Here is a 24,911-nt window from a genome sequence, read left to right on the forward strand (position 1 = left end):
CCCCGCTCGGCGCAATACCAGCCGAGCCGCTGTCCGAACCGCCCCTCCGGCCCCGACCCCGGCCCGCCGCCCGACCAGCGCGGTCCCGTACATCGCCACACACCGCCAGCGTACGACCACCCACTGACAACGCCACCCGCCCGCACCCGGCACCGCGGCGCCCCCGGGGCCGAGCCCCTCGGCCCGCACCCCACACCCGCCCGGGGCCCGCGCCCCAAGCACCATCCCCCGCCCCACCAACGAGCCCCCACCGAGGCGGTCCACCACCGACCGGGCCACCACCGCCCCGCCGCACCCTCCCCGACTTCCCCCTCAAGCCCCGCCCCTCAAGCCCCCAACCCCCTCAGGCCCCCAACTCCCTCAAGCCACCAGCCCACCCCCACCCCCCGGCCCCCGAAACGTGCTCCGATACGCCCGCGGCGACACCCCCAACGCCGACTGCAGATGCTGCCGCAGCGAGGCCGCCGTCCCGAAGCCCGCCTCCGCCGCGATCCGGTCCACCGTCAGGTCCGTCTCCTCCAGCAACTGCCGGGCCCGCTCGATCCGTTGCTGCGTCAGCCACTGGAGCGGCGAAATGCCGACCTCCTCCCGGAACCGCCGGGTGAAGGTCCGTACGCTCATCGACTCCCGCGCCGCCAGCTCCCGCAGACTCAGTGGCCGGTCCAGATGCTCCAGGGCCCAGGCCCGCGCCACCCCCGTGGACGAGATCTGCGGCTCCGGCATCGGCCGCCGGATGTACTGCGCCTGCCCGCCCTCCCGGTGTGGCGGCACCACCGTCCGCCGCGCCACATCGTTGGCCACCGCCGCCCCGTGGTCGCACCGGACCATGTGCAGACACAGATCGATCCCGGAGGCGACCCCGGCAGCCGTCAGCACCTCACCCTCGTCCGTGTACAGCACCTCCGCATCCAGTTCGACGGCCGGGAACAACCGGCGGAAGTCGTCCACGGACCGCCAGTGCGTAGTTGCCCGCCGCCCGTCCAGCAGCCCGGCCGCGGCCAGCACGAACGCCCCCGTGCAGATCGACGCGACCCGGGCCCCGGGCCGGATCCGGCCCAGCGCCCCGGCCATCGCCGGACTCAGCCGCCCGGCGCTCCGCTCCGCCCCCAGGTCGTAGTCCGCCCCGAACGCCGGTACGACCACGGTGTCGGCCTCCGCCAGCGCCTCCGGCCCGTGCGCGACATTCACCGTGAAGTCCGTGTCCGTCCGCACCTCACCGGGCTCCAACGCGCAGGTCACCAGCTCGTACAGCGGCTCCCCGTCCGCCGACCGGGCCTCCCCGAAGATCCGGTGCACGATGCCCACCTCGATCGGCAGCATCCCGTCCCGCACCAGCACCGCCACCCGGTGCCGCCGCCCGCTCCCCGCGACGGCCCGCACCCGCCCGGCCCCACCACTGCCACCGCTCCCGCTGCCACGCTCCACGACACCCATGGCCCGATCCTTGCACACTATGACCATCGGGCCACTCGTCCGGCGTCCCACCCCCGCGGAGAGTGGACTGCATGAAGGTCCTCTGGCTGTTCGCCCACCCCGACCAGCGCTCCCTGAGCGGCGCCCTCAAGACCGAGGGCCTCCGCGCCCTCGACGCCCAGGGTCACCGGCACCGCGTCTCCGACCTGTACGCCATGAAGTGGAACCCGGTGGTCGACGCCGCCGACTACGCACACGACCCGGCCGACCGCCTACTCATCGGCGAGGCCTCGGAACGCGCCTACACGGACGGCCACTTGGCCCCCGACATCCGCGCCGAACAGCACAAGCTCGCCTGGGCCGACACCTTGATCATCCAGTTCCCCCTCTGGTGGTACGGAATGCCGGCCATCCTCAAGGGCTGGTTCGACCGGGTCTTCGTCAAGGGCTTCGCCTTCGGCATCACCGACCCCGCCACCGGCCGCCCCCAGCGCTACGGCGACGGCAAACTCGCCGGCAAGCGCGCCATGGTCATCACCACCGCCGGCGCCCGCGCCGCCACCCTCGGCCCGCGCGGTGTCAACGGAGACCTCAACGATCTCCTCTTCCCTCTCCAGCACGGCACCCTCTGGTACACCGGGATCTCCGTCGTCCCGCCCCTACTGGTCCCGGGCGCGGACCGCATGACCCCCACCGCCTACGCGACCGCCGCCACCCGTCTGCGCGAGCGCCTGCGCACCCTCCCCACCACCGAGCCGCTCCCGTTCCGCCACCAGAACAGCAGCGACTACGACGACGAGCTGCTCCTCCACCCCGACCTGGCCCAGCTGCCCCCGCCCCGCACCGGCCCGGCCGTCCACTACACGGCCCCGCCGCCACCGGTCCACGGATGAAAAGCACGCACAAAAAGCCGCAGGCCCAGTGGAAGTGATTCCACTGGGCCTGCGGCGTCAGTAGCGGGGACAGGATTTGAACCTGCGACCTCTGGGTTATGAGCCCAGCGAGCTACCGAGCTGCTCCACCCCGCGTCGGTGAAATGAACACTACGCGACTCCCGGGCCAATGCCTAATCGTTTCTCTGCCCCTCACCCCGCCAACCCCCAACTGCCGCCTTGCGCACCCCTGTTGACCCGCCCTTGCAAAACTGACCGCATGACGTCGACACACTCCACAGACTCCACAGCCCCCGCAGACTCCACAGACTCCATGGCTCCCACCGCCCCCACCACCCCCACCCGCCCGGAAGGCCCCACCCATCTGATTGCGGTGGCCGGCAACAGCCCGGGGGTCGGCAAGTCGACCCTCTGCCGCTCCCTGGCCGACTGGATGAGGAGCACCGGAGCCACCGTCGACCACTTCCAGGAGGCCGACATCCTCACCCGCCCCGCGTTCCGCCCCGTGGCCGAGGAGTTCGCCGGCGGCGCCCACAGCGTCCGCCCCGAGACCCTGATCGCCGCCACCCGCGCCTACGTCACCGAGTCCCGCGCCGCCGGGATCGACGTCCTGGTCACCGACGCCCTGATCCCGTTCGTCCCGTCCCTGGTGGCCTGGGGCCATGACGAGCCCGCCATCGCCCGTTTCCTGCGCGAGGTGGCCAGCGCCGTCGAACCGGCCCGGGTGACCGTGGTCTACGTGGAGGACGACCCCTCGACCGCCCTCCGGCGCGCCGTCGACCGCGAGGGCCCCGACTGGGAGAACTGGTATCTCACCAAGCTCGCCGCCTCCCCCCGCACCCGCTCCGTCCACGACCTCCCCTCGGCCGCCGCCCACCTGCGCCACGAAACCGCCCTGACCCACCGCCTGCTCGCCGCCACGCCCTGGCACGTCCTCACCGTGAACGTCGCCGACCTCGACGCCCTCCGCACGGCCCAGCACGTCCGCGACCACCTGGCCGCCGTCTTGGACGTCAAAGGCTGACGACGCATACCCCGGCCGCAGCCCCAGCCTCAGCCCCGGCGCCGTCCCGCGGCGCCCGCACCCTCAGCCACGCGCCAGACGTCGCGGTCGCGGTCGCGGTCACAGTCACGGCAACCAGGCGTCCACCGCGCTCAGGCTTGGGCCCCGGCCGAGCACCAACAATCTCTCTCCCCCGTGCCCGCCCAAGCACCAACAATCACCCCCGCTGAATTCCCTCGGTGTCGAGCAGCAACCCCCGGCGGCCGTCCGCGGACTGCGCGAGGATCGCCGGTCCCCGCTGCTCGACGGCGAGGTACCAGGTCCCCGGTATCAGCTCCGCCACCGGCTCCAGGGAGCCGTCCTCACGCACCATCTCGCGGGCCACCGGGACCGCGAACCAGAACGGCTGGAAGCCCGGCTCCGGCGCGGCCGCCACGGCCCCGGCCAGACGTTTGGCCTTGCGCAGGGCCTGCCGGGCATGGCTCTCCGCCACGTCGCTGCCCCCGTGCTGGATTCCGTCCGTCTCGAACAGCAGCCCTCTGCGACCGTCCTCGGTCTGCACCACGAAGGCCCCGTCGCTCTGCCCGACGGCGAGGTACCAGATTCCCGGCGCCAGTTCCGCCACCGGCTCCGGGGAACCGTCCTCGCTCAGCATCTCGCGGGCCACCGGGACCGCGAACCAGAACGGCTCGAAGCCCGGCTCCCCGGCTGCCCCGTAGTCCACGTAAAACCCGCGCTCGATCCCGTCCGCGTCGAGCAACAGCCCCCTGCGGCCGTCCTCGGTCTGCACCACGAGGGCCTGGCCCCGCTGCTCGACGGCGAGGTACCAGATCCCCGGCACCAGTTCCCCCGTCGGCTCCAGGGAGCCGTCCTGGCCCATGAGCGGACGCGACACCGGGACGGCGAACCAGAACGGCTGGACGTCCCGGTCGGGGGCGGCGGCGAGGGCGTTCGCCAGCCGCTGCGCGGTCTCCACCGTCTCCAGGGCGCGGCGCTCCGCCTCCTGACGCAGCGCCTCGCTCTCCAGGCGTAACAGCTCCGCGCGCCGCTCCATCTCCGCGATCCGCTTCTCGGCTTCACTCTGCCGGGAGGCAAGCCTCTCCACATCGACCAGGAACGGCGGCCCGGCCCCATCCGGTACGCCGCCCTCCTGCGCGGCCCGGTTGCGGGCGATCGCAATACGGCCGCCTGTATTGCGATTGCGCTGCTGGGGCACCGGCCGGGACCTGCTCGCCAGCCGCCCGCGAAGATGCCGGTAGAGGGTGTCCATGTCCAGCGGATCGGGCCGGTCCGGAACGCCCTCGGTCAGCGCCGTGATCAGCTCACCGGTGAACGCCGTGTACGTCTCCCCGGGCGGGGACAGCGCCGGCCGGGTCTCGGCGGAGGCCGTCAGCAGGCAGGTCCCCTCGACGATGGCCCGGTCCGCGATGTGCTCGCTGGCGCTCATCTTCCCGAGCAGGGCACGTCCGCTGTAACAGCAGTCGAGGATCACCACGGTCCGCCGGGGCCCCGCCTGCGGGTCCAGCACCGCCCGGCGCAAATACTCGTACCGCAGCGAGGTGTAGATGCGCTCACGCTCCGAGCCGGGCAGGGCGAGATAGAGCTCGTCGGTGTGCGGGTCCGTGAGTCCGTGCCCGGCGTAGTAGACGAGCAGGGTGTCCCGGGCCTTGCCGGCTCGCTCCAGCACCGTGTCGAGCACCTGCGTGTCACTGCCGGGCTGCGAGAGCACCGTGCACGCCTCGAGGGGCAGCCCCCACACCGCGGGATCGGTCAGCGCCTCCCGCAGCCCCACCAGATTCCGGGCGACCGCGGGCAGCTGCTCCAGGTGGACGTAGTCATGCACGCCCACCAATACGGCCTCGGAGCGGCCCGGGTCCGACAAGAGGGCCACGGCTACTCGCTGTCTCCGTCCGCCGGCGCCGGCGCGGGCGCACCGCTCTCGTTCCAGACCCGCAGAATCCGCTCGACCGTCTCGGGAGAGCCGTCCTGCACGGTCACCACCACACCGTCCCGTTCGAGCCGGATCTGCGGCGGACGGGGGCGCGAGCCCCGCCAGGTGGCCACTGCGGTGATCAGGCTGCCCAGAGCAATGCTGTTGGCGAGCACGACATTGACGATGTCGAGCGCCCCGCCCATGTGCCCCGGCTCCGGCCGCCTCGGCCCGAGGGACACCTCCACCTGACCACGCAGCTCGGGCTCGGCCACCAGCCAGCGGTACAAGGACGCCGCCGACTCCGCGAGCCCGGCCTCCTCGGCATCCGCCGCGCCCCCTCCGAACGACAGGTTGACCTCCACCCGCCCCGGCCCCTTCCGTCGCCGCCGCTCCAGGCCCACATCATAGAAGCGCACCTCCCCGGCCACCGGGTTTTCCACAGGCCCGGATACCCCATTCCCGACCCGCGCGACGCCCACCCGACACCACCCCGCGACACCCGCCCGCACCGCACAAGAACACACCCACCACGCAAAGTTGACCTACAGTCAGGCCCCACCACCCGCGCGAACCACTGCACGCATCACCAGCGATCGGCAAGTCCCGCCATGCACCCTCAATTCTGGCTCAGATCGCTTCACACGCACCCGGCGTTCCGTACCCTCGAAGTACATGGCACTACGAACGGAGGACCAATGAAGACCCCCCTCAGCCGTCTGGCCTCCCGCACCGCCTCATTCCTGCTGCACGGACGGCGCCCCCGGCTCGACCACTCTGAATCCCACCGAGCCGCCCGGCCCAACCAACACGCAGGCCTGATCAACCACTACCGCCCCGCTCCTCCCATGGCGGGCAGCAGCGGGCTATAAGACCCCCGCGACCACCCGCCCCAGGCCGAGCCGAGCCGAACGAGCAAGAGGCCCGGCTCGGCTCTCTGCAGACTCTCCTGGCCGCCCACCGGCGGCACCGGCCCCGCCCCGGTTGCTGCACTTCACTGCCCTACGGCACGCCGAAGCCCCCGCCCGGACGACCCGGCGGGGGCTTCAGCCTCTGTGCATTACGACATCAGCAGGAACCCACTACTCCTGGAGCGGAATTGGGCGTGGCATGAGCCGCGTGACAGGTCTCCCTTCCCAGGGGATGACTCAGTGACAGGTTGTTGCCACGTCGCCCAAGAAGCAGCGACCTTCATCCAGGCTCCTGATACCTGATCAGTCGTCATCGCCGTCGTCGCCGTCGTTGTCGCCCTGGCTGTCGTTGTCGTCGTGGTCGATGTGCTGGTTGAGGACCTTGCCACTGCCGGCGTCGATGGTGACGTCGTGGCTCTTGTGGTCCTTGCCGAGGACGTCGACCTCCCAGATGGTGGAGCCGTTGTGGTCGTTGTCGTCGAGGCTGTAGGAGACGACGGTGCCGGGGACGGCCTTGAGGGCCTTGTCGGTGGCCTTGTCGTGGCCGGTCTTGTCGGCCTTGAGCAGGGCCTGGGTCTCGGCGGCGTCCTGGGCGGCGTCGTCGTCGCGGTCGGTGTGCTGGCTCAGGACCTTGCCGTTGCCGGCGTCGATGGTGACGTCGTGGCTCTTGTGGTCCTTGCCGAAGACGTCGACTTCCCAGACGAGGGAGCCGTTGCGGTCGGCGTTGTCGAGTTCGGCGGAGGTCGCGGTGCCGGGGACGGTCTGGAGGGCCTTGGCGGTGGCCTGGGACTGGCTGATCTTGTCGGCCTTGACCTGCGCGCGGTCCTTGGCGGTGTCGTCGAGGTGGCGCTCGTTGTGGGGGAGCTGGACCGAGGACTGCGGGGCCGGGCCGCCGTCGTCGTTCGCGAAGGCGGTCGCGGCACCCGTGCCACCGATCAGTGCGACAGCGGCAGCCGTGGCGAGGACGACGGCGCGAGGGGTGAGCGTGCGCTTGGCGGTGGCCTTCATGAGGACGTTCCTCCGGATCATGTCGCGGTCTTGTTCCGCCGGCGGGCCTGTCGCGCCCTTCCGACATCCACCACAGTGCCGACCCGAACCTGAACACAACCTGAAACCCTGAAACCCCCTTCAGGCCCCAGCCCCGGAACTCCCACTGCCTCCCGGCCGCACCACAGAGGTGCTCCTGTGACTTTGACTCGTACATGGCCGGGAGGGGCGAGAATCCTGCAGGTCGCTGCACTGACTGCGTTGGCATCGCGTCTGAGGCTTGGCGAAGGCAAGCCGGCACCACTGGCTAGTGCGTCATGACGGCGCTGGGAGCCTCACCGTTCTGTGCCTGCTGGGCACGGGCTGTCGTAGTCGCTGCGAAGGATTGGAGGATGCGCAGGTCCGTGCCGCCGGCGCCCTTGTCCAGCATGACGACATTGATGACGACCGTCCCCACCCGGACCGCCGCGAACGCGCCGGTCGCCTCGGTGATCCCGGGCGTCGGACTGTTGGCCCATTCGACGGCGGCGGATTCGTCTCCGCCCACGTTCGACATGGCCACCGGCTTCGGCGTGGACCCGAAGTCCGCGTTCTGCCGCTTGATTTCCGCGTATCCGGCGGCAGCCGCTCCGACGCTCCCGTAGGTCACCACCTCGATCTGCGCCTGGTCGAAGTCGAAGCTCGGGGTGTAGGAAGTCTGGACGTCGAGCAGCGAGTCCTTGCACATCGCACGCCCCGTTCCACACTTCACCTCTTTGGGATTTCCCGCACGCACGCTCCAGCCGGTCGGCAGGCTGTCCAGGCCGGGAAAGATCTTCTTGGCCAGCGTCGCGTCCTTGATGGCCGTCGCGGAATCTCCGGACCCACCTCCGCCCTGTTCGGGGGAACCGCCGCCGTTGAAGAGCCGCACCCCGCCATAGAGGCCCAGCGCCACCAGTGCGACCAGCACGAGAGCCGCGGCGAGCAGGGAGAAACGGACATTGCGGGTATTGCTGATGCTCACACCCGCCATGGAGATGATGGGCCGGCCCCGCACCTGGCTGTTGGCGAACGAGATGCCCGCATTGACGCTTGGTGCGGACGCGGGCGGCGGACCAACCAGGGCCAGGGCAATCCGCTCGGCGAAGTGCGGGTCGGCGGCCACCTCCGCCTGGATCACGTCCCTCAGCTCCGCGACAGCCGCAGGGTCGGTGGGGCTGGTGTCGACGGTGCTGATCGCCGTACGGCCCCGCTCGGTTGTCCCCAGGCGATCGCGCACGATCGTCGACACGGCCTGGCCCACCTCGGCCCCGACTGCCGCGGCCGTTCCGCTCGCCATCTGCGTGAAGATCGCTAACACCTGTTCGACCATGAGTCGCCCCCCGGCAACCGCAGCAACAAGAGCTTCATTGTCGCCGCCGCCACACCAACCACGGAGGCGTATCGCCAAACCTCGTGGCCACCTGCCACCGCACATGTACCGCTCACGCCGAATCACGGGTTCCCGCCACCCAACGGTGAGAGGCGAAACCAACCTCCAGCCGGCCAGGGCCCTACTAGCCACTGAGCTGAAGAGCTGACCCATCTTCAGGAACCGGCCAACAACGAATCACTATGGCCATCTATCGATCAACGCCAGATCCGATTTATGCGGGTTTGTATCACGGATCGCCGGAATCTACCCACAGGCATTCTGGAAGAGAGTTCCTGAGGCGGTTGCCGTCAACCACCGCCGTCACGAGAAACACCAGAGGCCCCGCCGAGTCCTCGGCGGGGCCTCTGGTCTGCTGTTCGCTCGGCAGGATTCGAACCTGCAACCTTCTGATCCGTAGCTCTGAAGAGATCGGTCATTGAAGGCCATACAGGCTGTGGGGAGGAGCATGGCGACCGATGCTCGGGGCTGGCGGTTGCTGGAGTTGCTGTACTTCGCTGCTGTACGGCGCATCTCACAAGGGCGCCAACAGGACCATCACTTGTCCAGCGAGTCGCGCAACGAGCTAATCCCTCGCCCCAGCCGTTCGTTTGCCTCACTGGGCAGCTCCGGGATAGGAACGCCGGCTGCGATGTGCTCACCTACAAGCCACAGCACCTCGTGGAGATCCTCGGCGCTGGCGCGGTCGAGGCGCAAAACAATGTCATCAGGCATGCTGGCAAGCTTTCCGACGGGGCACCGGGCCGGTCCCTGTGGACGGAGCCAGCTACTTGGAACCGGGACGCGTGGCTGACCGCCGCTTTACAAGTTCGCCCGCTGGTTCCCTGCCGCCACCGTGCACCTGGGGCTTCGTGTTGTGCCGGGTCACTCAGGGAGATGCGGATGTGCGGCGTCGTTGATGTCAGCCTTAGTTGTCAGGACTGGAACAGCTGCGGGTGGGGGCAATGCTCCAGAGGGTCGCCGGGACGGTCGGCCCACTTCCACCAAGCGTGCCCGCCAGAGCACCGCCACAGCATGCGGCAGGCTCGCGGGCCACCGTCTTCCCGGCCGGAGAGGACGAAGCCTCCAGCCTTCAAGGGCTGATCGCACTCAGGACAGAGGGGTGGGTCGTCGGACATGATGCGCAACCTACCTTGAGTCCAGGCAGCAACGACATGAGTTGGGAATTACCGCCGGTTTGCCTCACTTACGTGCGCTGACCAGACAGAACAGCTCGCCGGTGCGCTGCCGCGAACCCTCGGATCGAACCGCCGTTGACCGCGGTTCTCCGCTGCAACTGGTGCTCTTCTGGTGCGCTAGCCGTGCGACAACATCGCCGCTGCGAGTGCCCGGCCCCACCAACGACTGATGGGAATCTCGTAGACGATTTCGCACAGAGCGGCGGGGACGACGATGTCCGCTGTCTCCACAGGCCTCCCCTGGTCGCTGTAGTACGTCCGCCGGATGTGCGTGACCAGGCTGCCCTTCTGAATGCCGAGGAGCGACGCCTCCTCGGCATTCGCTTGCCGCGGCTCCGGCTGCTCCACAGCGTGGCTGACCGTGATGCCGATCTCGGCCATGCGATTCACCACGCCCACCCCGGCGTGCGGCCCACCCTCCGGGAGGACGACGACGGTGCCGGCCGTGAGGTCGTACGGCTCCCAGCTCGTCGACAGCTGCATCGGCTTGCCGTCGGCGAGGAACTCGTACACGGTGCGGACGCACAGGTCGCCCTCGCCGATACCGAGGCGCGACGCGATCTCAGCCCCTACCCCGGCGGCGGGTAGCGAGCGCAGCGAGCCTTGATGAAGTAGAGAAAGTTCTATCGCACCGACGTCAGCCGCTTGCCGTCATGGCTCCGTACGTGATGTCCCGCACCATCCAGGGCATCCAAGAATCGGACCGCGTAGACCTCGGACATGGACTCGGCCACCTCGAGATCGGGAAGAACCTCGCCGCCCTGGTGAAGGTGCCCAAGCCGAGGCGCCGTCGGGTCAAGCCGTGGTCCGCGGTCGAAGCTGGGGCAGTTCCTCGCGGACGGGGTGACTCGTGAGGATCCCCTCTTGGCGGCCTGGGTGCTCGTGCTGTGCCTCGGGCTCCGCCGCGGGGAGGTGCTGGGCCTCACCTGGAAGTCCGTCGACTTCGAGGCGGGTGAACTGTACGTGGACCACCAGATCCAGCGGGCGGGGCGTCAGATCCTCCACCGTGAGACCAAGACCGAGGAGTCGGACGACTTCCTGCCGCTACCGGCGCTCTGCCTCAAAGCCCTCTGGATGCGGCGCGCTCAGCAGACCGGTGATCGGAAGGCGGCTGGTGATCTCTGGCAGGACAGTCACGGCCTGGTCTTCACAACGAAGTACGGCACGCCGATCGAGCCGGGGAACCTGACGCGGATGTTCGCTCTGCGAGCTCGCCGGGCCGGCCTCCGGGTCATTCCGCTGCGGAACACCCGGCACACCTGCAGCTCGCTCCTGGTCGCCCTCGGCGTCCGCCCCAAGGTCGCTCAGCGCATCCTGCGGCACTCGCAGATCGCGATGACGATGGAGGTCTACGCCGAGGCGAGTGAGGAAGAGGTCCGCTCGGCCTTGGGCAAGCTCTCTGAGGCGATGGGTGGTACCGGCTGACCCGGTTGCTGTACTTCGCTGCTGTACGGCACGACAAAGCCCCCGTCCGGATTACCCGGCGGGGGCTTTGACCTGCTGTGCGCTCGGCAGGATTCGAACCTGCAACCTTCTGATCCGTAGTCAGATGCTCTATCCGTTAAGCTACGAGCGCTTGGCTTTCCGGCGGTTTTTCTTGCCGGTCGGCGTTGCGGGAACAACATTACATGACCTGCGCCGTGAGGCGAAATCCATTGCCCGCAGCGCCTCTGACCTGGGGAAACGCCCTTGTGGCGGGGGTTTCGGGGCTACTGGGGCCAGGGGGAGTCCTCGATGATCCGGACGAAGTCCGGGCGGGTTTAGCCCTCTTCGAAGCGGTCCAGGACGTCGGCCTTCACATTGCCGAACATGACCCGGGGGCGGTGGGCCGAGCCGGCGTGGACGGCGTGGAGGCTCCGGCGGTTGAAGTCGGGGCGCGGGTGGGTGGCGACGATGGCCTCGCGGGTTTCCGCGGGGAGGGTGTCGCAGTCGATTTCGAGGACGCCGAGTTCGAGGACGCGGAGTTCGACGCCGGCTGTGACGCGCGCCACTTCCGTGGGCTTGTGGTGGGGGACCTCTGGGGTGTGTGCAGGGCGATGCCCTCCCCTCGGACGAGGCGGGCATGACCCTCGGGGCTTCCCGGCCAGTCGTTGCGCGGTCCGGCCCATCGCCGTCCGCCGACGGACGGCGCCGCTCGGGCGGCCGCCAGGCGTGCGTACCTCCGTCGACGTGGCCGGGCGGAGGTGCCGGCGGTGTGACCGGTGTGATCCGCGACGGGGCCGGTCGGGTGGCCGGGCCGGGATGCGGGGGGCGTGGGGCCGGGCGGCACGGGATGCGGAAGGCGTGGGAGCAGGCAACACCGACACCGAGGGTTGGGCAGGACGCCAGGCCTGGCGCCGCCACCGGATCACCGGGCTGGCGCCGGCCGCCGGATCACCGGGCAGCTCCGCCAGCCGCCCCCGCCACCGGATGCCCACACCACCCAGCCGCCGCCGGGCCTCCGCGCCACCACCCAGCCGCCACCGGGCGCCCGCACCGCCCACCCAGCCGCCCGACCGCTGCCCCGCCGCCAGCAAGCGACCAGATGGCGCACACCCGCAGAAGCCCGGAAAAGCGTTCAGGCCCCGGTCTGGTGAAGACCGGGGCCTGAACGAAGAGGAGCGGAGGCGGAGGGATTTGAACCCTCGATGGGGGGTAAACCCCAAACCGCATTAGCAGTGCGGCGCCATAGACCGGACTAGGCGACGCCTCCACACACCCCACGCGCGCATGCACGCTGTGGCGTGTCCAGATAATGGCACAGCCCCAAGGGCTGTCACCAATCGCCCCCTACGGTACTAGGCGCGTGGGCCACCCGGCAAAGACGTTCCTGCAGCGCAACGTCGGGGGCGGCGGAGCGTTAGAGGTGTCGGGGCCGCGACGGCATGCGTTGTCGTGCGCCCCCGGCGTGTACGTACCGCGTACCGCCCCGCACTCGCCTCTGGAGCCTGTGATGCCGTACCGCCGGACGTCGTCCCTCTTCACCGCGGCCGCCACCGCCGCCACCGCCACCACCAAGGCCGTGGCCCGCCTCTCCGCCACCGCTGCCACCTCCGCCAGCACCGCCGTCCCCCGCCTCTCCGCCACCTCCGCCAGCACCGCCGTACCCCGTCTCTCCGCCGCCGCTGCCACCTCCGCCGCTCTGTCCGTCCTCTCCGCCGCCACCGCGCTGGCCCTGGCGGCGCCCGCCGCGTCGGCCGCCCCGATCCCGCTGCCGCACGTCCGGTCCGGGGACGGCATCACCGGCGTCGGCCACCACGCCCCGGCCGCCCAACCCGGCTCAGCAGGCCGCCACGCCCCGGCGAGGCACCACACCCCCGCCACACAGCCCACCCCGGCAAGCCACCACGCCCCCGTCGCACAGCCCACCCCGGCAAGCCACCACACCCCCGCCACACAGCCCGCCCCCGCAGGCAACGACGCCCCGGCCGGCCAGCGCGGCCCCGCCGGGCAGCCCGTCCCCGCAACCCAGCCCGGCCCCGTCGGCCACCGCCCACCGACCGGTCAGGGCGTCCCGGCTCCGGATCTCTCCTCCGTCGATCACCTCACGCTCACCGTCCGCGGCACCGGCTCGGCGGCCACCGATGGCACCTTCGAGCTGTACTGCCACCCCGCGCGCGGCAACCACCCCCAGGCCAAGAAGGCATGCAAGAAGCTGGACGGGATGACGCGGTGGGGCCGGGACCCCTTCGCGCCCGTGCCGCAGGGGGTGAACTGCACGATGATTTACGGCGGCCCGGCCACCGCCCATGTCAGCGGGACCTGGGCGGGGCGCCCCGTCAACGCGGATTTCCGACGCACCAATGGGTGTGAGATCAGCCGCTGGAGCACCTTCGAACCCCTGCTCCCGTCGACCAGTTCATGACCCGGTTCATGCCGTAGTAGCGGGCCAGGTCAGGACGATGGGGCACATGTCGGGCGTGCGGTGAGTCGCACAGGGCCGTGGCATTACCTCCTCGTCATCCGCCTCCGCGTCCCGGGCAAGTGCCCGTAGACTCCATTCCAGCGACCTGCCACGGTGGGTCGGCAAGGTGCGGTAACAGGGAGGAAGCGTCGTCGTGAGCAGCAGGCCATCCCGAGGCGCTGCTCGCCTCGCAGCCATACTCGACGCCCTCCCCGACGCGCTGTTGCTCGTCAACTGCAACGGCACGGTCGTCAACGCCAACACCATCGCGCTGGAGACCTTCGAGGCGCCGGGCACGGCCCTGGTGGGGCGCGGGCTGCTCGATCTGCTGCCGTCCTTCGACTCCAAGCGCATCCCGGGGTCCATGCGGCGCCGGGACGAGGAGACGGCAGAGGGCCGGACGAAGCCGACGCGGATGGTCGCGCGGCGTACGGACGGGACCGAGCTGCTGGTCGAGGTGACCAGCGCCAACCTGGAGGACGGGCGCACCCCGTACGAGTCGGCCTTCGAGGCCGCGTATGCCGATCACCGCAATGGCTACACGGGCAATGAGCTGCTGATGCTCGTCGTCCGGGATCTGACCGGGACGCTGGACACCGAGACCGAGCTGGCCCGCCAGCAGCGGCAGACCGAGATGATTCTGCGGGCCGCGGCCGAGGGCGTGGTCGGGGTCGACGCCGAGGGCAAGGTCGTGCTCGTCAACCCGTCCGCGGCGCAGATCCTGGGGTTCCGGGCGAGCGAGCTGGGCGGCAAGGAGCTGCATCCGCTGATCCACCACTCGCGGGCGGACGGCTCGCCGCTGCCGTGGGAGGACACCCCGCTGGCCGACACGCTCAAGTCGGGGCGCAAGCACCGGGTGCGCGGGCAGGCGCTGTGGGCGAAGGACGGACGGGCGGTGTCCGTCGATCTGACGACGGCGCCGGTGCGGGACGGCGATCAGCTCGTCGGCGCGGTGATGACCTTCACCGACCGCCGGGCCTTCGACGCGCTGGCGGCCCGGCACACCCAGCTGCTGGCCGTCCTCGACCAGGCGCTGCGCGGGCCGCTGGAGGAGCTGAAGGGCGAGCTGGGCACGCTCGCTTCCGACCCGGCGGGCCAGCTCTGGCCCGAGGCGAACCAGATCCTGCACCACCTCGCGGCCGGGCACGCCCGGATGACGACGCTGGTGGACAACGTGCTGAGCTATCAGCGGCTGGACGCCGGCAAGGAGAAGCTCAACCGCACGAAGGTTTCGCTGGACGGTGTCGTCGCGGCGGGTGTGGAGGGCGCGATCGAGCTGATCGGTCCGGGCCGGGCGCAGTTCGCGGTGCATGCGCCGCCGATAGAGGCGACGGTCGACGCGGAGCGGATCGCTCAGGCGCTGTCGCATCTGATCGCGGATGTCGCGGGCGTGGACTCGACGGGCCGGATGCCGGCCGGTGAGGCCGCCGCGGGCGGGCGTTCGGGGCCGGTCCCCGGCGATTCGACGATCGTGGTGGCGGCGGCCAAGCGCGGTGATGTCGTACGGATCGAGGTGCGCGGCCCGTTCGGTGGCGGCGACCCGGTCCATGAGCCGATCGTCCGCGGCATCGTGCGACAGCACGGCGGGCTGATGCAGACGCATGAGGTGCCCGGTGGCGGGCCCGGCGCGGGCGGCAGCTCGTATGTGCTGGAGCTGCCGGTGGCGGCGGACGGCACGTCCCCGGACGGTGCGATGGCCGGGGCGGACGCGCCGACCGGCAATGAGACCACCGTGATGCCGGTACCGGCGGCGCGTGCGCGCGGCACCCAGGGCAACGCGGCGGACCCGGGCAGCGATGCCCAGGGGCCGGACGACGAGGGACACGAGGGCGACGAGGGCCCCTCCGGCGGTGACGGCGGAGGGGGCGGTACCGGCGGGTCCGGTGAGCCGCTCGGCGGCGGTGGTGGCGAGCACGGCGCGGCGGTGCCGGATCAGGCGGGCGGGGCCCAGCCGACCGGCCGGCGGCGGGCGCGGCACTCGGGCGCGGAGCAGGGCGGGCATCCGGGCGGCCCGGATGCCGGTGTTCCGCACGGTGCCGCCGGCGAGGGCACGCAGGGTGCGGCGGGCCCGGGTGCGGTGGACGGCGGCACCCAGGGGGCGCACCCCCAGCACGGTGACGCCGCACGCGGTACCCAGGGCGGCCCGGCCACGGACGGCAGGGGCCTGCCGCCCGGTATGGCGGGGGCCGAGGCCGTACCCCCGACGGGACGGCGCCGGGCCCGGCAGGGGGCCTCGGAGGGCGGCGGACTGCCCGCGCTCCCCTCAGGGGCGAGTGGGGCTCCGGAGCAGCAGCCTGTCCCCGCGGCGGGGACGCAGGGCCGGGGACCGGCGGCCGGTCCGCAGGGGCCCTCGACGCCGCCGGCCAATGGGCCGGTGCCGGCCTCCGCGTCGGCCCCCGCTCCGGCGAGCCCGCAGATTCCAGGTCAGAGCCCGGCTCCGGAGCAGACTCCGGCTCCGGGCCGGCCGCATGTTCCGGGGCAGGCCGCTGCCCTCGGCCAGGCGCCGGCCCCGGGGCCGCAGGGTCTCGGCCCCGTCCAGACGGGCGGCCGGCGGGCCCGCCGGGCGCTGGCCGAGGCGCCCGAGCGGACCGCCCCGGGTGAGCGGGACCGGGCGACGGCGGCCTCCGGGGCGCAGCAGTCCGCCGGTCCGCGTACCGCTTTCGCGCTGCCGCCCGCCGCCGCGGACCGGACCCCGGAGTCGTCGGTGCCGGCGCTGTCCGCGACCGCCGACCAGGTGCCCGCGCAGTCGGCCGGTCCGCAGGAGGCCGCCGGTACGGGACGCCGTCGGGCGCGTCGGCCGGTGGCCGGTGGCCCGGAGGCGGCGGCGATGCCCGCCGGGCAGCCGGGGTACGAACTCGAAGCGGCCGCCACCTCCGGTGCGCCGCAAGGGGAGTGGGACGCCGAGCCGACCGGCAGACGGCGGGCCAGACGGGCCGCGGCCGAGGAGCGCGCGGCGGCCGCGATGGCCGATTCCGAGTCGTCCGGCACCTTTGTCGCGGGCCCGGAGGGGCTCGTGGCGCAGCCCACCGAACCGGCCGAGGCGACGGGCACGGCCGGCGGCACGGCGCCCGGGATCGTCTCCGCGCCGGACGCCGGTGCACCCCAGGTGCCCGCCGCGCCGCAGCCGTCCCCCGCTCCCGTCGCACCTCAAGAACCCCAGAGCCCCCAGGCCCCCACCGGCCGTCGGCGGGGCCGCCCCAGCCCCGCCGAAGAGGCCGCGGGCCCGCCGCCCGTGCCTCCGCAGGACCGGCCCGCCGCCGCGGCGCACCGTCAGCCGCTGCCGCCCGCCGCCGAGGACGACGGGTATGCCGCGGGGCACTCCCAGGGGCGGGCGTTCAGCGTGCGGACACTCGGTCAGGGGGTGCCGTTCGCCCAGCAGATCGCCGATCAGCAGCGCCCGCCGGTGCCGCCCGGCAGCACCCCGCCCGGCGGTACGTCCGCGGGTTCGGGCCGCCGCCGTAAGCTCGCCGCGCCCCCGCAGGAGGGGCAGCGCGCGACGGCCGACGGGTCCGCGCCCGGCGAGGCGCGTCCGCACCCCCATGCACCGCAGCCGCAGCCGCAGCCCAAGCAGCAGGCCCCGGCCCCGCCGCAGTCCCCGCCCCAGCCCCAGCCGCATCTGATGGACGCCAGCGAGGGCCGGGCCTTTGCGATCTCCGCGCCCGACGAGGGCAGCGAGGGCCCCGAGCCGCTGGACGGCCCGAACGGCGCCATAGAGGTGATGGACCGTCAGCCGATGCCGATGGACGACGAGCTGCCGCCGGAGCCGCTGGACAATCCGCGCCGGCTGCTGGTCTGGCCGGCGCCGGATGTCGCCACTCAACAGGCGCTGAGCGACCGTGGCTACCGCCCGGTGATCGTCAACTCCCGCGAGGAGGTGGACGCCCAGATCGCCGCGTACCCGGCGGCGCTGTTCGTCGACCCGCTGACGGGGCCGATCACCCGCACCGCGCTGCAGTCGCTGCGCCAGGCGGCGGGCGCGGCCGAGGTCCCGGTGCTGGTCACCGCCGGTCTGGGGCAGGCCACCCGGGAGGCCGCGTACGGCGCCGACCCGGCCGTGCTCCTCAAGGCGCTGGCCCCGCGCGACAGCGAGCAGCACCCGGCGCGGGTGCTGCTGATCGAGCAGAACGACGACATCGCGGGCGCCCTGACCATGTCGCTGGAGCGGCGCGGGATGCAGGTCGCACGGGCCGGCGGGGACACCGACGCGGTCACCCTCGCGACGCAGATGCGGCCGAATCTGGTCGTGATGGATCTGATGCAGGTGCGGCGCCGCCGGGCCGGCATCGTCGACTGGCTGCGCGCCAACGGGCTGCTCGACCACACACCGCTGGTCGTCTACACCTCCGCCGACATGGACCCGGCGCAGCTGCCCCGGCTGGCGGCCGGCGAGACGGTGCTCTTCCTGGCGGAGCGCTCCACGAGCGCCGAGGTGCAGGCCCGGATCGTCGACCTGCTCGCCAAGATCGGCACCAACTGACCCGTGGTGGAGCCCGGATGCCGGGCCCCACCACGGGATGTCCTACGCCAGCAGCGTCACATCCAGCTCGCCCTCCGCGTACTGCTTGCGGAGCACCTTCTTGTCGAACTTGCCCACGCTCGTCTTGGGCACCGCCGGGATCACCGCCCACCGCTCCGGCAGCTGCCAGCGGGCGATCCGCTCGCCGAGGAACGCCTTCAGCTCCTCGTAGCCGATGGTCGCGCCCTGGTTGAGCACCACCGTCGCCAGCGGCCGCTCGCCCCACTTGTCGTCAGGTACGGCGACCACCGCGGCCTCCGCGACATGCGGGTGCGCCATCAGATGGTTCTCCAGCTCGACCGAGGAGATCCATTCGCCGCCGGACTTGATGACGTCCTTGGCGCGGTCGGTCAGCGTGAGGTAGCCGTTCGGGGTGATGGTGCCGACGTCGCCGGTGCGCAGCCAGCCGTCGGGGCTGAACTTGTCCTCGGGGCGCAGCGGTTCGCCCTGTGCGCCGCCGTAGTAGGCGCCCGCGATCCACGGGCCGCGGACCTCCAGCTCGCCCGCGGCCCGGCCGTCGCACGGGAGGTGCTCGCCGTTGGGGCCGATCAGCCGCGCCTCGACGGAGGCGGGGAAACGGCCCTGGGTGGCGCGGTAGGTCCACTCCTCGTCGCCGCTGACGCCGGCCGGCGGGTGGGCGACGCTGCCGAGCGGGGAGGTCTCGGTCATGCCCCAGGCGTGCACGACGCGGATGCCGTGCCGCTCCTCGAAGCCGCGCATCAGAGCGGGCGGGCAGGCGGAGCCGCCGATGACGACCGTGTGCAGACAGGCGACGTCCCGCTGCTTGGCGTCCAGTTCGGCGAGCAGGCCCTGCCAGATGGTGGGTACGGCGGCGCCGATGGTGGGGCGCAGGGTCTCGATCATCTCGGCGAGCGGCGCGGGCTGCAGGAAGCGGTCCGGCATCAGCAGCGAGGCACCGGCCATGAAAGCGGCGTGCGGCAGGCCCCAGGCGTTGACGTGGAACATCGGCACGACCGGCAGGGTGAGGTCGCGTGAGCTGAGCGCGAACGCCTCGGCGGTGTTGACCTGCATCGAGTGCAGGTAGAGCGAGCGGTGGCTGTAGAGGACGCCCTTGGGGTCGCCGGTGGTCCCGGAGGTGTAACAGAGCGCGGCGGCCTCCCGCTCGTCGATCTCCGGCCAGGTGTAGCTCTCCGGGCGTTCGGCGATCAGCGCTTCGTAGTCGTGCACCCGGGCCTGCGCGCCGCCGAGGACCGACAGGTCGCCGGGGCCCACGACGACGATGTGGCGGAGCTTCGGCAGCTGCGGGAGCAACGGGGCGAGCAGCGGCAGCAGGGTGCCGTTGACGAGCACGACCCGGTCCTCGGCGTGGTTGATGATCCACACCAGCTGCTCGGCGGGCAGCCGCAGATTGAGCGTGTGCAGCACCGCCCCCATGGAGGGGATCGCGAGATAGGCCTCCATGTGCTCCGCGTTGTTCCACATGAGCGTGCCGACCCGTTCCTCGTCGGCCACGGACAGCTCGTCGCGCAGCGCATGGGCCAGCTGTGCGGCCCGGCGGCCGACCTCGGCGAAGGTGCGCCGGTGAGGATCCCCCTCGGTCCAGGTGATGACCTGCGATTCCCCGTGAACCGTCGACCCGTGGGCCAGGATTCGCGAGACGGTGAGCGGTACGTCCTGCATCGTGCTGAGCACCGGGTGCCTCCGCTTTATACGGGCGGGTAATGGTGCTGAGATTGTCAACGCATACCACGCGGTATGTCACGCCCCCAGAGGTGTGTTCTTGCCCGCTCATGGCCGCATATGGGCTGAGCGGGGCCGGGGCGGGACCGGGTCCCGGGGTCGGGGGCTGCCGCCGGGCTATCCGCCCGTACGGTCGATACGGACGGCCAGCCCGTCGAGCACCCGCTGAAGGCCGTAGGCGAATTTGGCGTCGCGCGTCTCGCGGGGGTCCTTTTCCCGTAGGGCGGCGTACTGCTCCTGCAATTGGGGGTGCCCCTGGGCGGCCTCCTCGGCGGCCGGCAACAGGCGCTCCATCCACTCCTGTTCGCTCTCGCCGCCGCGGGCGAGCAGCGTCAGCCAGGCGGCCTCGCTGACGGCCATGCCGATGACGTACGCGGTCAGGGTGCTCACGGCGGCATCCGCCTCGTCCGCGGGGAAGCCCGCCGTGCGGAACATGCCGACCATGGCCTCGGAGATCCGCATCATGTTCGGCCCGAGGTACGCCGCGCCCACGCCGCCGAGCACGGACGCCATCCACGGGTGCCGCAGCATCGCCGCCCGCAGGCTGTCGGCGCAGCCGCCGGCGGCACCGCGCCAGCCCTCCCGGCCCTCGGCGTCCGGCACCTCGATCTCGCCGTAGACCTCGTCCACGACCAGTTCGATCAGCTCGTCCTTGTTGGTCACGTGGGAGTAGAAGGACGTGGCCCCGGCATTCAGACGGGTGCCGAGGCGCCGCAGGCTCAGGGCGTCGATGCCCTCCTCGTCGAGCAGCCGGACGGCCTCCGCCACGATCTGGCTCCGGCTGAGCGCGGGCTGCTCCCGCTTGCGGCGCTGCGGGCGCGTCCACACCGACGGGATCGGCTGCTTCTTGTCGACCGGCATCCGGCCTCCTCTCCTCGGCGGACACCCTAGCTCCAGGTCGTACATCGTGCGTGCTTGCGCACACCGCTCGGAAGTCCGTACAGTGTTCGGAGTAGCGCACAGCGTTCGAGCGTGCCTCGTCCGAAACCATGGAGACGCCCATGTCCAGGTACCTGAAGCAGGAAGCGGCCAAGGCCGGAAGTCCGCTGCGCGGTGCGGGAGTTGACGTCCCGGCGTTCGACTCCGCCCGCTGGCAGACGCGGCTCGACGAGCTCCTGGCGGCGCATCATGTGCCGGGCGCCGCCCTGGCCGTGGTCTCCAACGGCGCGGTTCACGAACTCGCGAGCGGTGTGCTGCACACCGGGACGAGGGTGGCGGTGACACCGGACTCGGTGTTCCAGATCGGCTCGATCAGCAAGGGCTACACCGCCACCCTCGTGGTGCTGCTCGCCCACGCCGGAAAGCTGGACCTGGACGCGCCGGTCACGGACGTCCTGCCGGACTTCGCCGTCGCCGACGCGGAGGCCACGAAGACCGTCACGCCCCGGCAGTTGCTCAACCACACCAGCGGTATCGAGGGCGACTTCGTGAGTGACACCGGTCGCGGCGACGACTGCCTGGCGCGCTATGCGGAGGGCGTCAGGGACGTGGGCCTGACCAACCCGCCCGGCGCGACGATGTCGTACTCCAGCACCGCGTACAACATCCTCGGCCGGATCGTCGAGGTGGTGACGGGGCAAACCTGGGACGAGGCGCTCAAGGAGATGCTCTGTGTCCCGCTCGGCCTCGCGCACACGATGACGCTGCCCGAGGAGGTGCTGCGGTTCCGTGCGGCGATGGGACACATGGGCGAGCCGGGCGAGGACCCGGTCCCCACCCCGTTGTGGAACATGCTGCCCCGCTCGGCGGGTCCGTACGGCGGGATCTGTGCCACGGCGGGCGACGTCGCGCGGTTCGCCCGGCTCTTCGTCGACGGCGGCAGGACGCCGGACGGGAGCCAGGTGCTCGCGGCCGAGGCCGTCGAGGCGATGCTCCGGCGCGAGGTCGAGATGCCCGACCAGTGGTACCTCGGCGCCCATTGGGGCCTGGGCTGGGGCCTGTTCGAGTGGGACGGGGTGCGCGGATTTGGCCATGACGGCAGCACCTTCGGACAGCTGGCCTATCTGCGCGCCCTCCCGGAGGCAGGGATCGCCGTCGCCCTGCTGACCAACGGCGGGGCCGCCGCGCCGAAGGTCTTCGAGACGCTCTGCCGTGAACTGACCGCCGAGCTCGCCGGGGTGGGCATGCCGGAGTTCGGGCCGGCAACGGAGGAACCAGCCATGGACCCGGCGCTGTTCGTCGGCAGCTACCGCCGCGAGGGCTTCCTGATGACCGTCACCGACCGGCCCGCCGGGGAGGGGGTGCTGCGGATGAAGTACGAGGGCGCCGACGGCCTGAAGGACACCTTCGAGCCGCTCTTCTGGAACCTCGTCCCGGTCTCGGACACCCCGTCGAAGACAGTGTTCGCCGGGCGCCGCAACGACAAGGACGGCTGGATACCGGTGGTGTTCTACGCCCTGGCGGACGGCTCCCGGTATGTGCACTTCGGGGTACGGGCCACGGCCAAGTCCGGCTGAGCCGCCGCCCCGGCCCGGGACACGGACGGCCGCGAACGGCTGGGGGCGCCCCGCGCCCCGAGCCCCGAGCAGTGCGCCCCGGACAGTGCGCCTGCCCCGCCGGATTCCCGGCGCCGCCACCCCGCCGCATTCCCAGCACCGCCGCCCCGCCAGGAAAGCCGTCCCTCGTTCTCCCGGGTCAATTGTTCTCCCAGGTCAAAGCACGAGCAGCCGTCGTTCACCCGGAGGGATGGCCCTTACGGCACGTTGCTTGTGCCGTATCCGGACGGAGCAGCACGCTGACGATCATCCGGTTTCCCGGTTCCTCTCCTGACAGGAGCGTCATATGCGCCCCCACCTCGGTCGTTGCCTCGTCATTGCCGCCCTGGGCGGTGTCAGCGTCCTCGCCTGCGGCACCGCTCAGGCGGCGCCCACCGCCGCACCGGCCCCGCGGGCCTCCGGCGACGGCCCCTCCCTCGGCCGCCCGCTGTTCGGCGGGCAGTTCGACCCCGTCGGCGGGCTGGGCGGCGGCGTGATCTCCGGTGGCGGAAGGCCGGTGGCCACCCAGGCCGGCGGCGGGATCTGATGCCACGGCGCTGACCGCCGGACACCGGCGGCCCGGCCGGCTGCTCACGGGCGCCGATCGGCCACCGGGGTCACCGCCTGGAGGACCAGCACTGACAGATCGTCCTCGACCGGGCCGGTACCGAAGTCGTGCGCGGCACGCCGTACGTGCTCGGCAAGGGCCTTGGCTCCCAGCCCCATACCGTCCCGCACCACCTCGATCAGACCGTCGTTGTCGTCCAACTGCCAGTTCCCGCAACGGCGTTCGGTGACACCGTCGGTCACGCACAGCAGCGTCTCGCCCGGGGCGAGGGCGAAGGAGCTGGCCTGGAATTCGGTGCCCTCGTCGATGCCGAGCAGCATCTGGGGTTCGGAGGCCGCCTCGACGGTGCCGTCGACGAACATGTGCAGCGGCGGCGGATGGCCGGCGGTGGCGACCGTGCAGCGGGCCCCGGGTGCGCCCGGATCGACCTCCAGCTCGCCGTAGAGCAGGCTCAGGAAGCGGGAGCTGGCCTGTTCGCCGCCCAGTTCCACCGCCTCCGCGCTCTCCTCGGCCATGGCCAGGTTCAGCCTGCCGAGCACCGACTCGACGCCATGGCCCTCGCGGGCCAGCAGCCGCACCAGGTGGCGGGCCAGACCGGTGACGGACATCGCCTCCGGGTCCTTGCCCTGTACGTCCCCGAGCAGGAAGCACCAGCGGCGGTCGCCCATCGGGAAGACGTCGTAGAAGTCGCCGCCGACGGTCTGGCCCTCGCCGTGCGGCTCGTAGACGATCGCCGTGTCGACGCCGGGGATGCTGGCGAGCGTCGCGGGCAGCTGCCGTCGCTGGAGCGCCAGGCTGATCGTGGTCTGCCGGGTGTACTGCCGGGCGGTGTACACGGCCTGTGCGACCCGGCGCGCCACATCCTCGACCATCCGCACCACGGTGTCGGTCATCTGGAGGTGTCCCGCCCGGCCGAGCAGCAGCATCCCCTGGTCGGTGTCCCGGGCGACCAGGGGGAAGGCCAGCGCGGACCCGCCCGAGGAGGTCGCGCCGGCGCACTCCGGCCAGGGCCAGGGGGTACCGGCGGTGCGGATGAGGTCGGCCGGCGGGTCCAGCTCCAGGTCGGCGCGGAGCGGGGCGATCCGCCGCTCATCGACATGCCAGACCCGGGACAGCTGCATGCTGCCGCCTTCGGTGGTCAGCCAGATCGCGCACCAGTCGGCGAGCCGGGGCACCAGCAGCTGGGCGGCGAGCGCGGTGACCATGTCCTGGTCGAGCTGCCCGGCCAGCAGTTCGCTGGTCTCGGCGAGGAAAGACGGGCCGCCCCGGTCCGCCCACTCGGCGGCGTACCCGTGCGGGCGGCCGCGCGGGGCAGCGGGCTGGGCCGGACGCACCGGAGGCTCCGCGGCCCGTGCCTCGGGCCGGAACGTGGAGGCGATCGTTCCGGGCTCGCCCTCGGTGGACTCCAGCCGGAACCACACGGTCTTCACCGACTTGCGGTAGGTCACGCCCCACGACTCCGCCAGCGCGCTCACCAGCTGCAGGCCGTATCCCGGCTCTCCGGTGCGGGCGTCCACCCCACCGCGTACGCGCCGGGCGGGGTGGCGGTCGGAGACCTCCATCACCAGGCCCAGCCTGGCCGGGCGGCGCTCCCCGTCGCCGTCGGGGGACGCCTGGTCGTGCTCCAGCCGGCAGGTCACATCGATCTCGGTACCGGCGTACATCACGGCATTGGTGACCAGCTCGCTGGTGAGCAGGACGGCGTCGTGGATGAGCTCCGCGTTGATCGCCGCCGAGCCAGGCCCTGCCGTGGCGGGTGGTGCCGCCGCCCGTTCGGTGAGCAGCGCGCGCACGAATTTCCGGGCGCCGGCGGCCGCGAGCTGGTTCGCGGGCAGCCCTTTCCGGGACACGGTTTCCGTCGTGGGCGGGGAGGACAGCGCTACCACTGCGCCCCCTGGATATGCCGGGAAAAAGTAATTACGAGCGCTTTATACTATGTCATACCTGCCCAAATGGATCACTCTGCCCGACTGGATTTCCCCACATCGATCACTGGGGGATGGTGTGCCATGGCGCTCGACCCGGCCCGGCCCGAGTCTGCTT

At 71.7% G+C, this 24,911-nt stretch carries 15 protein-coding genes, 3 tRNA genes and 5 pseudogenes; 7 read left to right on the top strand and 16 right to left on the bottom strand.

Annotated features, from left to right (window positions below; translation table 11 throughout):
• Window positions 1-360: 360 nt before the first annotated feature.
• Window positions 361-1,434 (bottom strand): GlxA family transcriptional regulator, encoded by a 1,074-nt coding sequence (locus STRNI_RS20565; protein WP_381844018.1) that lies wholly within the window; start codon window positions 1,432-1,434, stop codon window positions 361-363.
• A 71-nt stretch (window positions 1,435-1,505) separates the two neighbouring features.
• Between STRNI_RS20565 and STRNI_RS20570 the strand changes: the two genes are divergently transcribed.
• On the top strand, window positions 1,506-2,306 hold the full coding sequence (locus STRNI_RS20570; RefSeq protein WP_018089824.1) for an NAD(P)H-dependent oxidoreductase: 801 nt from the start codon (window positions 1,506-1,508) through the stop codon (window positions 2,304-2,306).
• A gap of 61 nt (window positions 2,307-2,367) precedes the next feature.
• On the opposite strand, the gene STRNI_RS20575 is transcribed toward STRNI_RS20570, so the two are convergent.
• A tRNA-Met gene (locus STRNI_RS20575) sits at window positions 2,368-2,441 on the bottom strand.
• A 178-nt stretch (window positions 2,442-2,619) separates the two neighbouring features.
• Between STRNI_RS20575 and STRNI_RS20580 the strand changes: the two genes are divergently transcribed.
• Complete coding sequence (locus tag STRNI_RS20580) at window positions 2,620-3,330, top strand: nucleoside/nucleotide kinase family protein (RefSeq protein WP_277411770.1); 711 nt, start codon at window positions 2,620-2,622, stop codon at window positions 3,328-3,330.
• 709 nt (window positions 3,331-4,039) lie between these two features.
• Here STRNI_RS20580 and STRNI_RS20590 read toward each other — a convergent pair.
• The 8 genes and pseudogenes from STRNI_RS20590 to STRNI_RS20625 all read right to left on the bottom strand — a co-directional run.
• Window positions 4,040-4,249, bottom strand: a pseudogene (locus STRNI_RS20590) (hypothetical protein); the annotation flags it as partial.
• A gap of 279 nt (window positions 4,250-4,528) precedes the next feature.
• Window positions 4,529-5,200 (bottom strand): annotated as a pseudogene (locus STRNI_RS20595) (caspase family protein); the annotation flags it as partial.
• Window positions 5,201-5,202: 2 nt separating this feature from the next.
• Entirely contained in the window at window positions 5,203-5,670 is a 468-nt protein-coding gene (locus STRNI_RS20600) for an effector-associated constant component EACC1 (RefSeq protein WP_277411771.1), read from the bottom strand.
• Window positions 5,671-6,453: 783 nt separating this feature from the next.
• The gene (locus STRNI_RS20605) at window positions 6,454-7,158 is read right to left on the bottom strand and encodes a PepSY domain-containing protein (protein WP_277411772.1); all 705 of its coding nucleotides are present in this window, start codon (window positions 7,156-7,158) and stop codon (window positions 6,454-6,456) included.
• A gap of 286 nt (window positions 7,159-7,444) precedes the next feature.
• On the bottom strand, window positions 7,445-8,488 hold the full coding sequence (locus tag STRNI_RS20610) for a hypothetical protein (RefSeq protein ID WP_159487248.1): 1,044 nt from the start codon (window positions 8,486-8,488) through the stop codon (window positions 7,445-7,447).
• Between the two features lie 597 nt (window positions 8,489-9,085).
• Window positions 9,086-9,262 carry a hypothetical protein gene (locus tag STRNI_RS20615; RefSeq protein WP_266446780.1) on the bottom strand — a complete coding sequence of 59 codons (177 nt, stop codon included), beginning with the start codon at window positions 9,260-9,262 and terminating at the stop codon, window positions 9,086-9,088.
• A gap of 581 nt (window positions 9,263-9,843) precedes the next feature.
• Window positions 9,844-10,293: pseudogene (locus STRNI_RS20620) on the bottom strand (UTRA domain-containing protein); the annotation flags it as partial.
• A gap of 56 nt (window positions 10,294-10,349) precedes the next feature.
• Window positions 10,350-10,463, bottom strand: a pseudogene (locus STRNI_RS20625) (NUDIX hydrolase); the annotation flags it as partial.
• On the opposite strand from STRNI_RS20625, the pseudogene STRNI_RS20630 reads away from it, so the two are divergent.
• Window positions 10,464-11,151 (top strand): annotated as a pseudogene (locus STRNI_RS20630) (site-specific integrase); the annotation flags it as partial.
• A 78-nt stretch (window positions 11,152-11,229) separates the two neighbouring features.
• Here STRNI_RS20630 and STRNI_RS20635 read toward each other — a convergent pair.
• From STRNI_RS20635 to STRNI_RS20645, 3 genes are all read right to left on the bottom strand, one after another.
• Window positions 11,230-11,302: transfer RNA gene (locus STRNI_RS20635), tRNA-Arg, on the bottom strand.
• Between the two features lie 184 nt (window positions 11,303-11,486).
• Window positions 11,487-11,717 carry a hypothetical protein gene (locus tag STRNI_RS20640; RefSeq protein WP_277411774.1) on the bottom strand — a complete coding sequence of 77 codons (231 nt, stop codon included), beginning with the start codon at window positions 11,715-11,717 and terminating at the stop codon, window positions 11,487-11,489.
• 610 nt (window positions 11,718-12,327) lie between these two features.
• Window positions 12,328-12,418 (bottom strand) — tRNA-Ser (locus tag STRNI_RS20645).
• A 240-nt stretch (window positions 12,419-12,658) separates the two neighbouring features.
• Here STRNI_RS20645 and STRNI_RS41385 point away from each other — a divergent pair.
• Together STRNI_RS41385 and STRNI_RS20655 are read left to right on the top strand one after the other, a co-directional pair.
• Window positions 12,659-13,570: an SSI family serine proteinase inhibitor gene (locus tag STRNI_RS41385; RefSeq protein WP_338149752.1), complete on the top strand. Its 912-nt coding sequence runs from the start codon at window positions 12,659-12,661 to the stop codon at window positions 13,568-13,570.
• Between the two features lie 193 nt (window positions 13,571-13,763).
• Window positions 13,764-18,086, top strand: coding sequence for a PAS domain-containing protein (locus STRNI_RS20655; protein WP_277411775.1), 4,323 nt, complete (start codon window positions 13,764-13,766; stop codon window positions 18,084-18,086).
• 42 nt (window positions 18,087-18,128) lie between these two features.
• Here STRNI_RS20655 and STRNI_RS20660 read toward each other — a convergent pair whose 3' ends face one another.
• Window positions 18,129-19,778, bottom strand: coding sequence for a long-chain fatty acid--CoA ligase (locus STRNI_RS20660; protein WP_159487254.1), 1,650 nt, complete (start codon window positions 19,776-19,778; stop codon window positions 18,129-18,131).
• A gap of 165 nt (window positions 19,779-19,943) precedes the next feature.
• Complete coding sequence (locus tag STRNI_RS20665) at window positions 19,944-20,687, bottom strand: TetR/AcrR family transcriptional regulator (protein ID WP_018089813.1); 744 nt, start codon at window positions 20,685-20,687, stop codon at window positions 19,944-19,946.
• A gap of 140 nt (window positions 20,688-20,827) precedes the next feature.
• On the opposite strand from STRNI_RS20665, the gene STRNI_RS20670 reads away from it, so the two are divergent.
• Window positions 20,828-22,282 carry a serine hydrolase domain-containing protein gene (locus STRNI_RS20670; RefSeq protein ID WP_277411776.1) on the top strand — a complete coding sequence of 485 codons (1,455 nt, stop codon included), beginning with the start codon at window positions 20,828-20,830 and terminating at the stop codon, window positions 22,280-22,282.
• A 325-nt stretch (window positions 22,283-22,607) separates the two neighbouring features.
• Window positions 22,608-22,847 (top strand): hypothetical protein, encoded by a 240-nt coding sequence (locus STRNI_RS20675; RefSeq protein WP_159487258.1) that lies wholly within the window; start codon window positions 22,608-22,610, stop codon window positions 22,845-22,847.
• Between the two features lie 44 nt (window positions 22,848-22,891).
• Here STRNI_RS20675 and STRNI_RS20680 read toward each other — a convergent pair whose 3' ends face one another.
• Entirely contained in the window at window positions 22,892-24,718 is a 1,827-nt protein-coding gene (locus tag STRNI_RS20680; RefSeq protein WP_239471940.1) for a SpoIIE family protein phosphatase, read from the bottom strand.
• Window positions 24,719-24,911 lie beyond the last annotated feature (193 nt).

Source organism: Streptomyces nigrescens (assembly GCF_027626975.1).
In the GTDB taxonomy this organism is placed as follows: Bacteria; Actinomycetota; Actinomycetes; order Streptomycetales; family Streptomycetaceae; genus Streptomyces; species Streptomyces nigrescens.

Excerpts from the sequence above, each read along its gene's own strand:
- STRNI_RS20565 (WP_381844018.1), bottom strand. The coding sequence starts at position 1,434 with ATGGGTGTCGTGGAGCGTGGCAGCGGGAGCGGTGGCAGTGGTGGGGCC.
- STRNI_RS20570 (WP_018089824.1), top strand. The coding sequence starts at position 1,506 with ATGAAGGTCCTCTGGCTGTTCGCCCACCCCGACCAGCGCTCCCTGAGC.
- STRNI_RS20580 (WP_277411770.1), top strand. The coding sequence starts at position 2,620 with ATGGCTCCCACCGCCCCCACCACCCCCACCCGCCCGGAAGGCCCCACC.
- STRNI_RS20605 (WP_277411772.1), bottom strand. The coding sequence starts at position 7,158 with ATGAAGGCCACCGCCAAGCGCACGCTCACCCCTCGCGCCGTCGTCCTC.
- STRNI_RS20610 (WP_159487248.1), bottom strand. The coding sequence starts at position 8,488 with ATGGTCGAACAGGTGTTAGCGATCTTCACGCAGATGGCGAGCGGAACG.
- STRNI_RS20615 (WP_266446780.1), bottom strand. The coding sequence starts at position 9,262 with ATGCCTGATGACATTGTTTTGCGCCTCGACCGCGCCAGCGCCGAGGAT.
- STRNI_RS41385 (WP_338149752.1), top strand. The coding sequence starts at position 12,659 with ATGCCGTACCGCCGGACGTCGTCCCTCTTCACCGCGGCCGCCACCGCC.
- STRNI_RS20665 (WP_018089813.1), bottom strand. The coding sequence starts at position 20,687 with ATGCCGGTCGACAAGAAGCAGCCGATCCCGTCGGTGTGGACGCGCCCG.
- STRNI_RS20670 (WP_277411776.1), top strand. The coding sequence starts at position 20,828 with ATGTCCAGGTACCTGAAGCAGGAAGCGGCCAAGGCCGGAAGTCCGCTG.
- STRNI_RS20675 (WP_159487258.1), top strand. The coding sequence starts at position 22,608 with ATGCGCCCCCACCTCGGTCGTTGCCTCGTCATTGCCGCCCTGGGCGGT.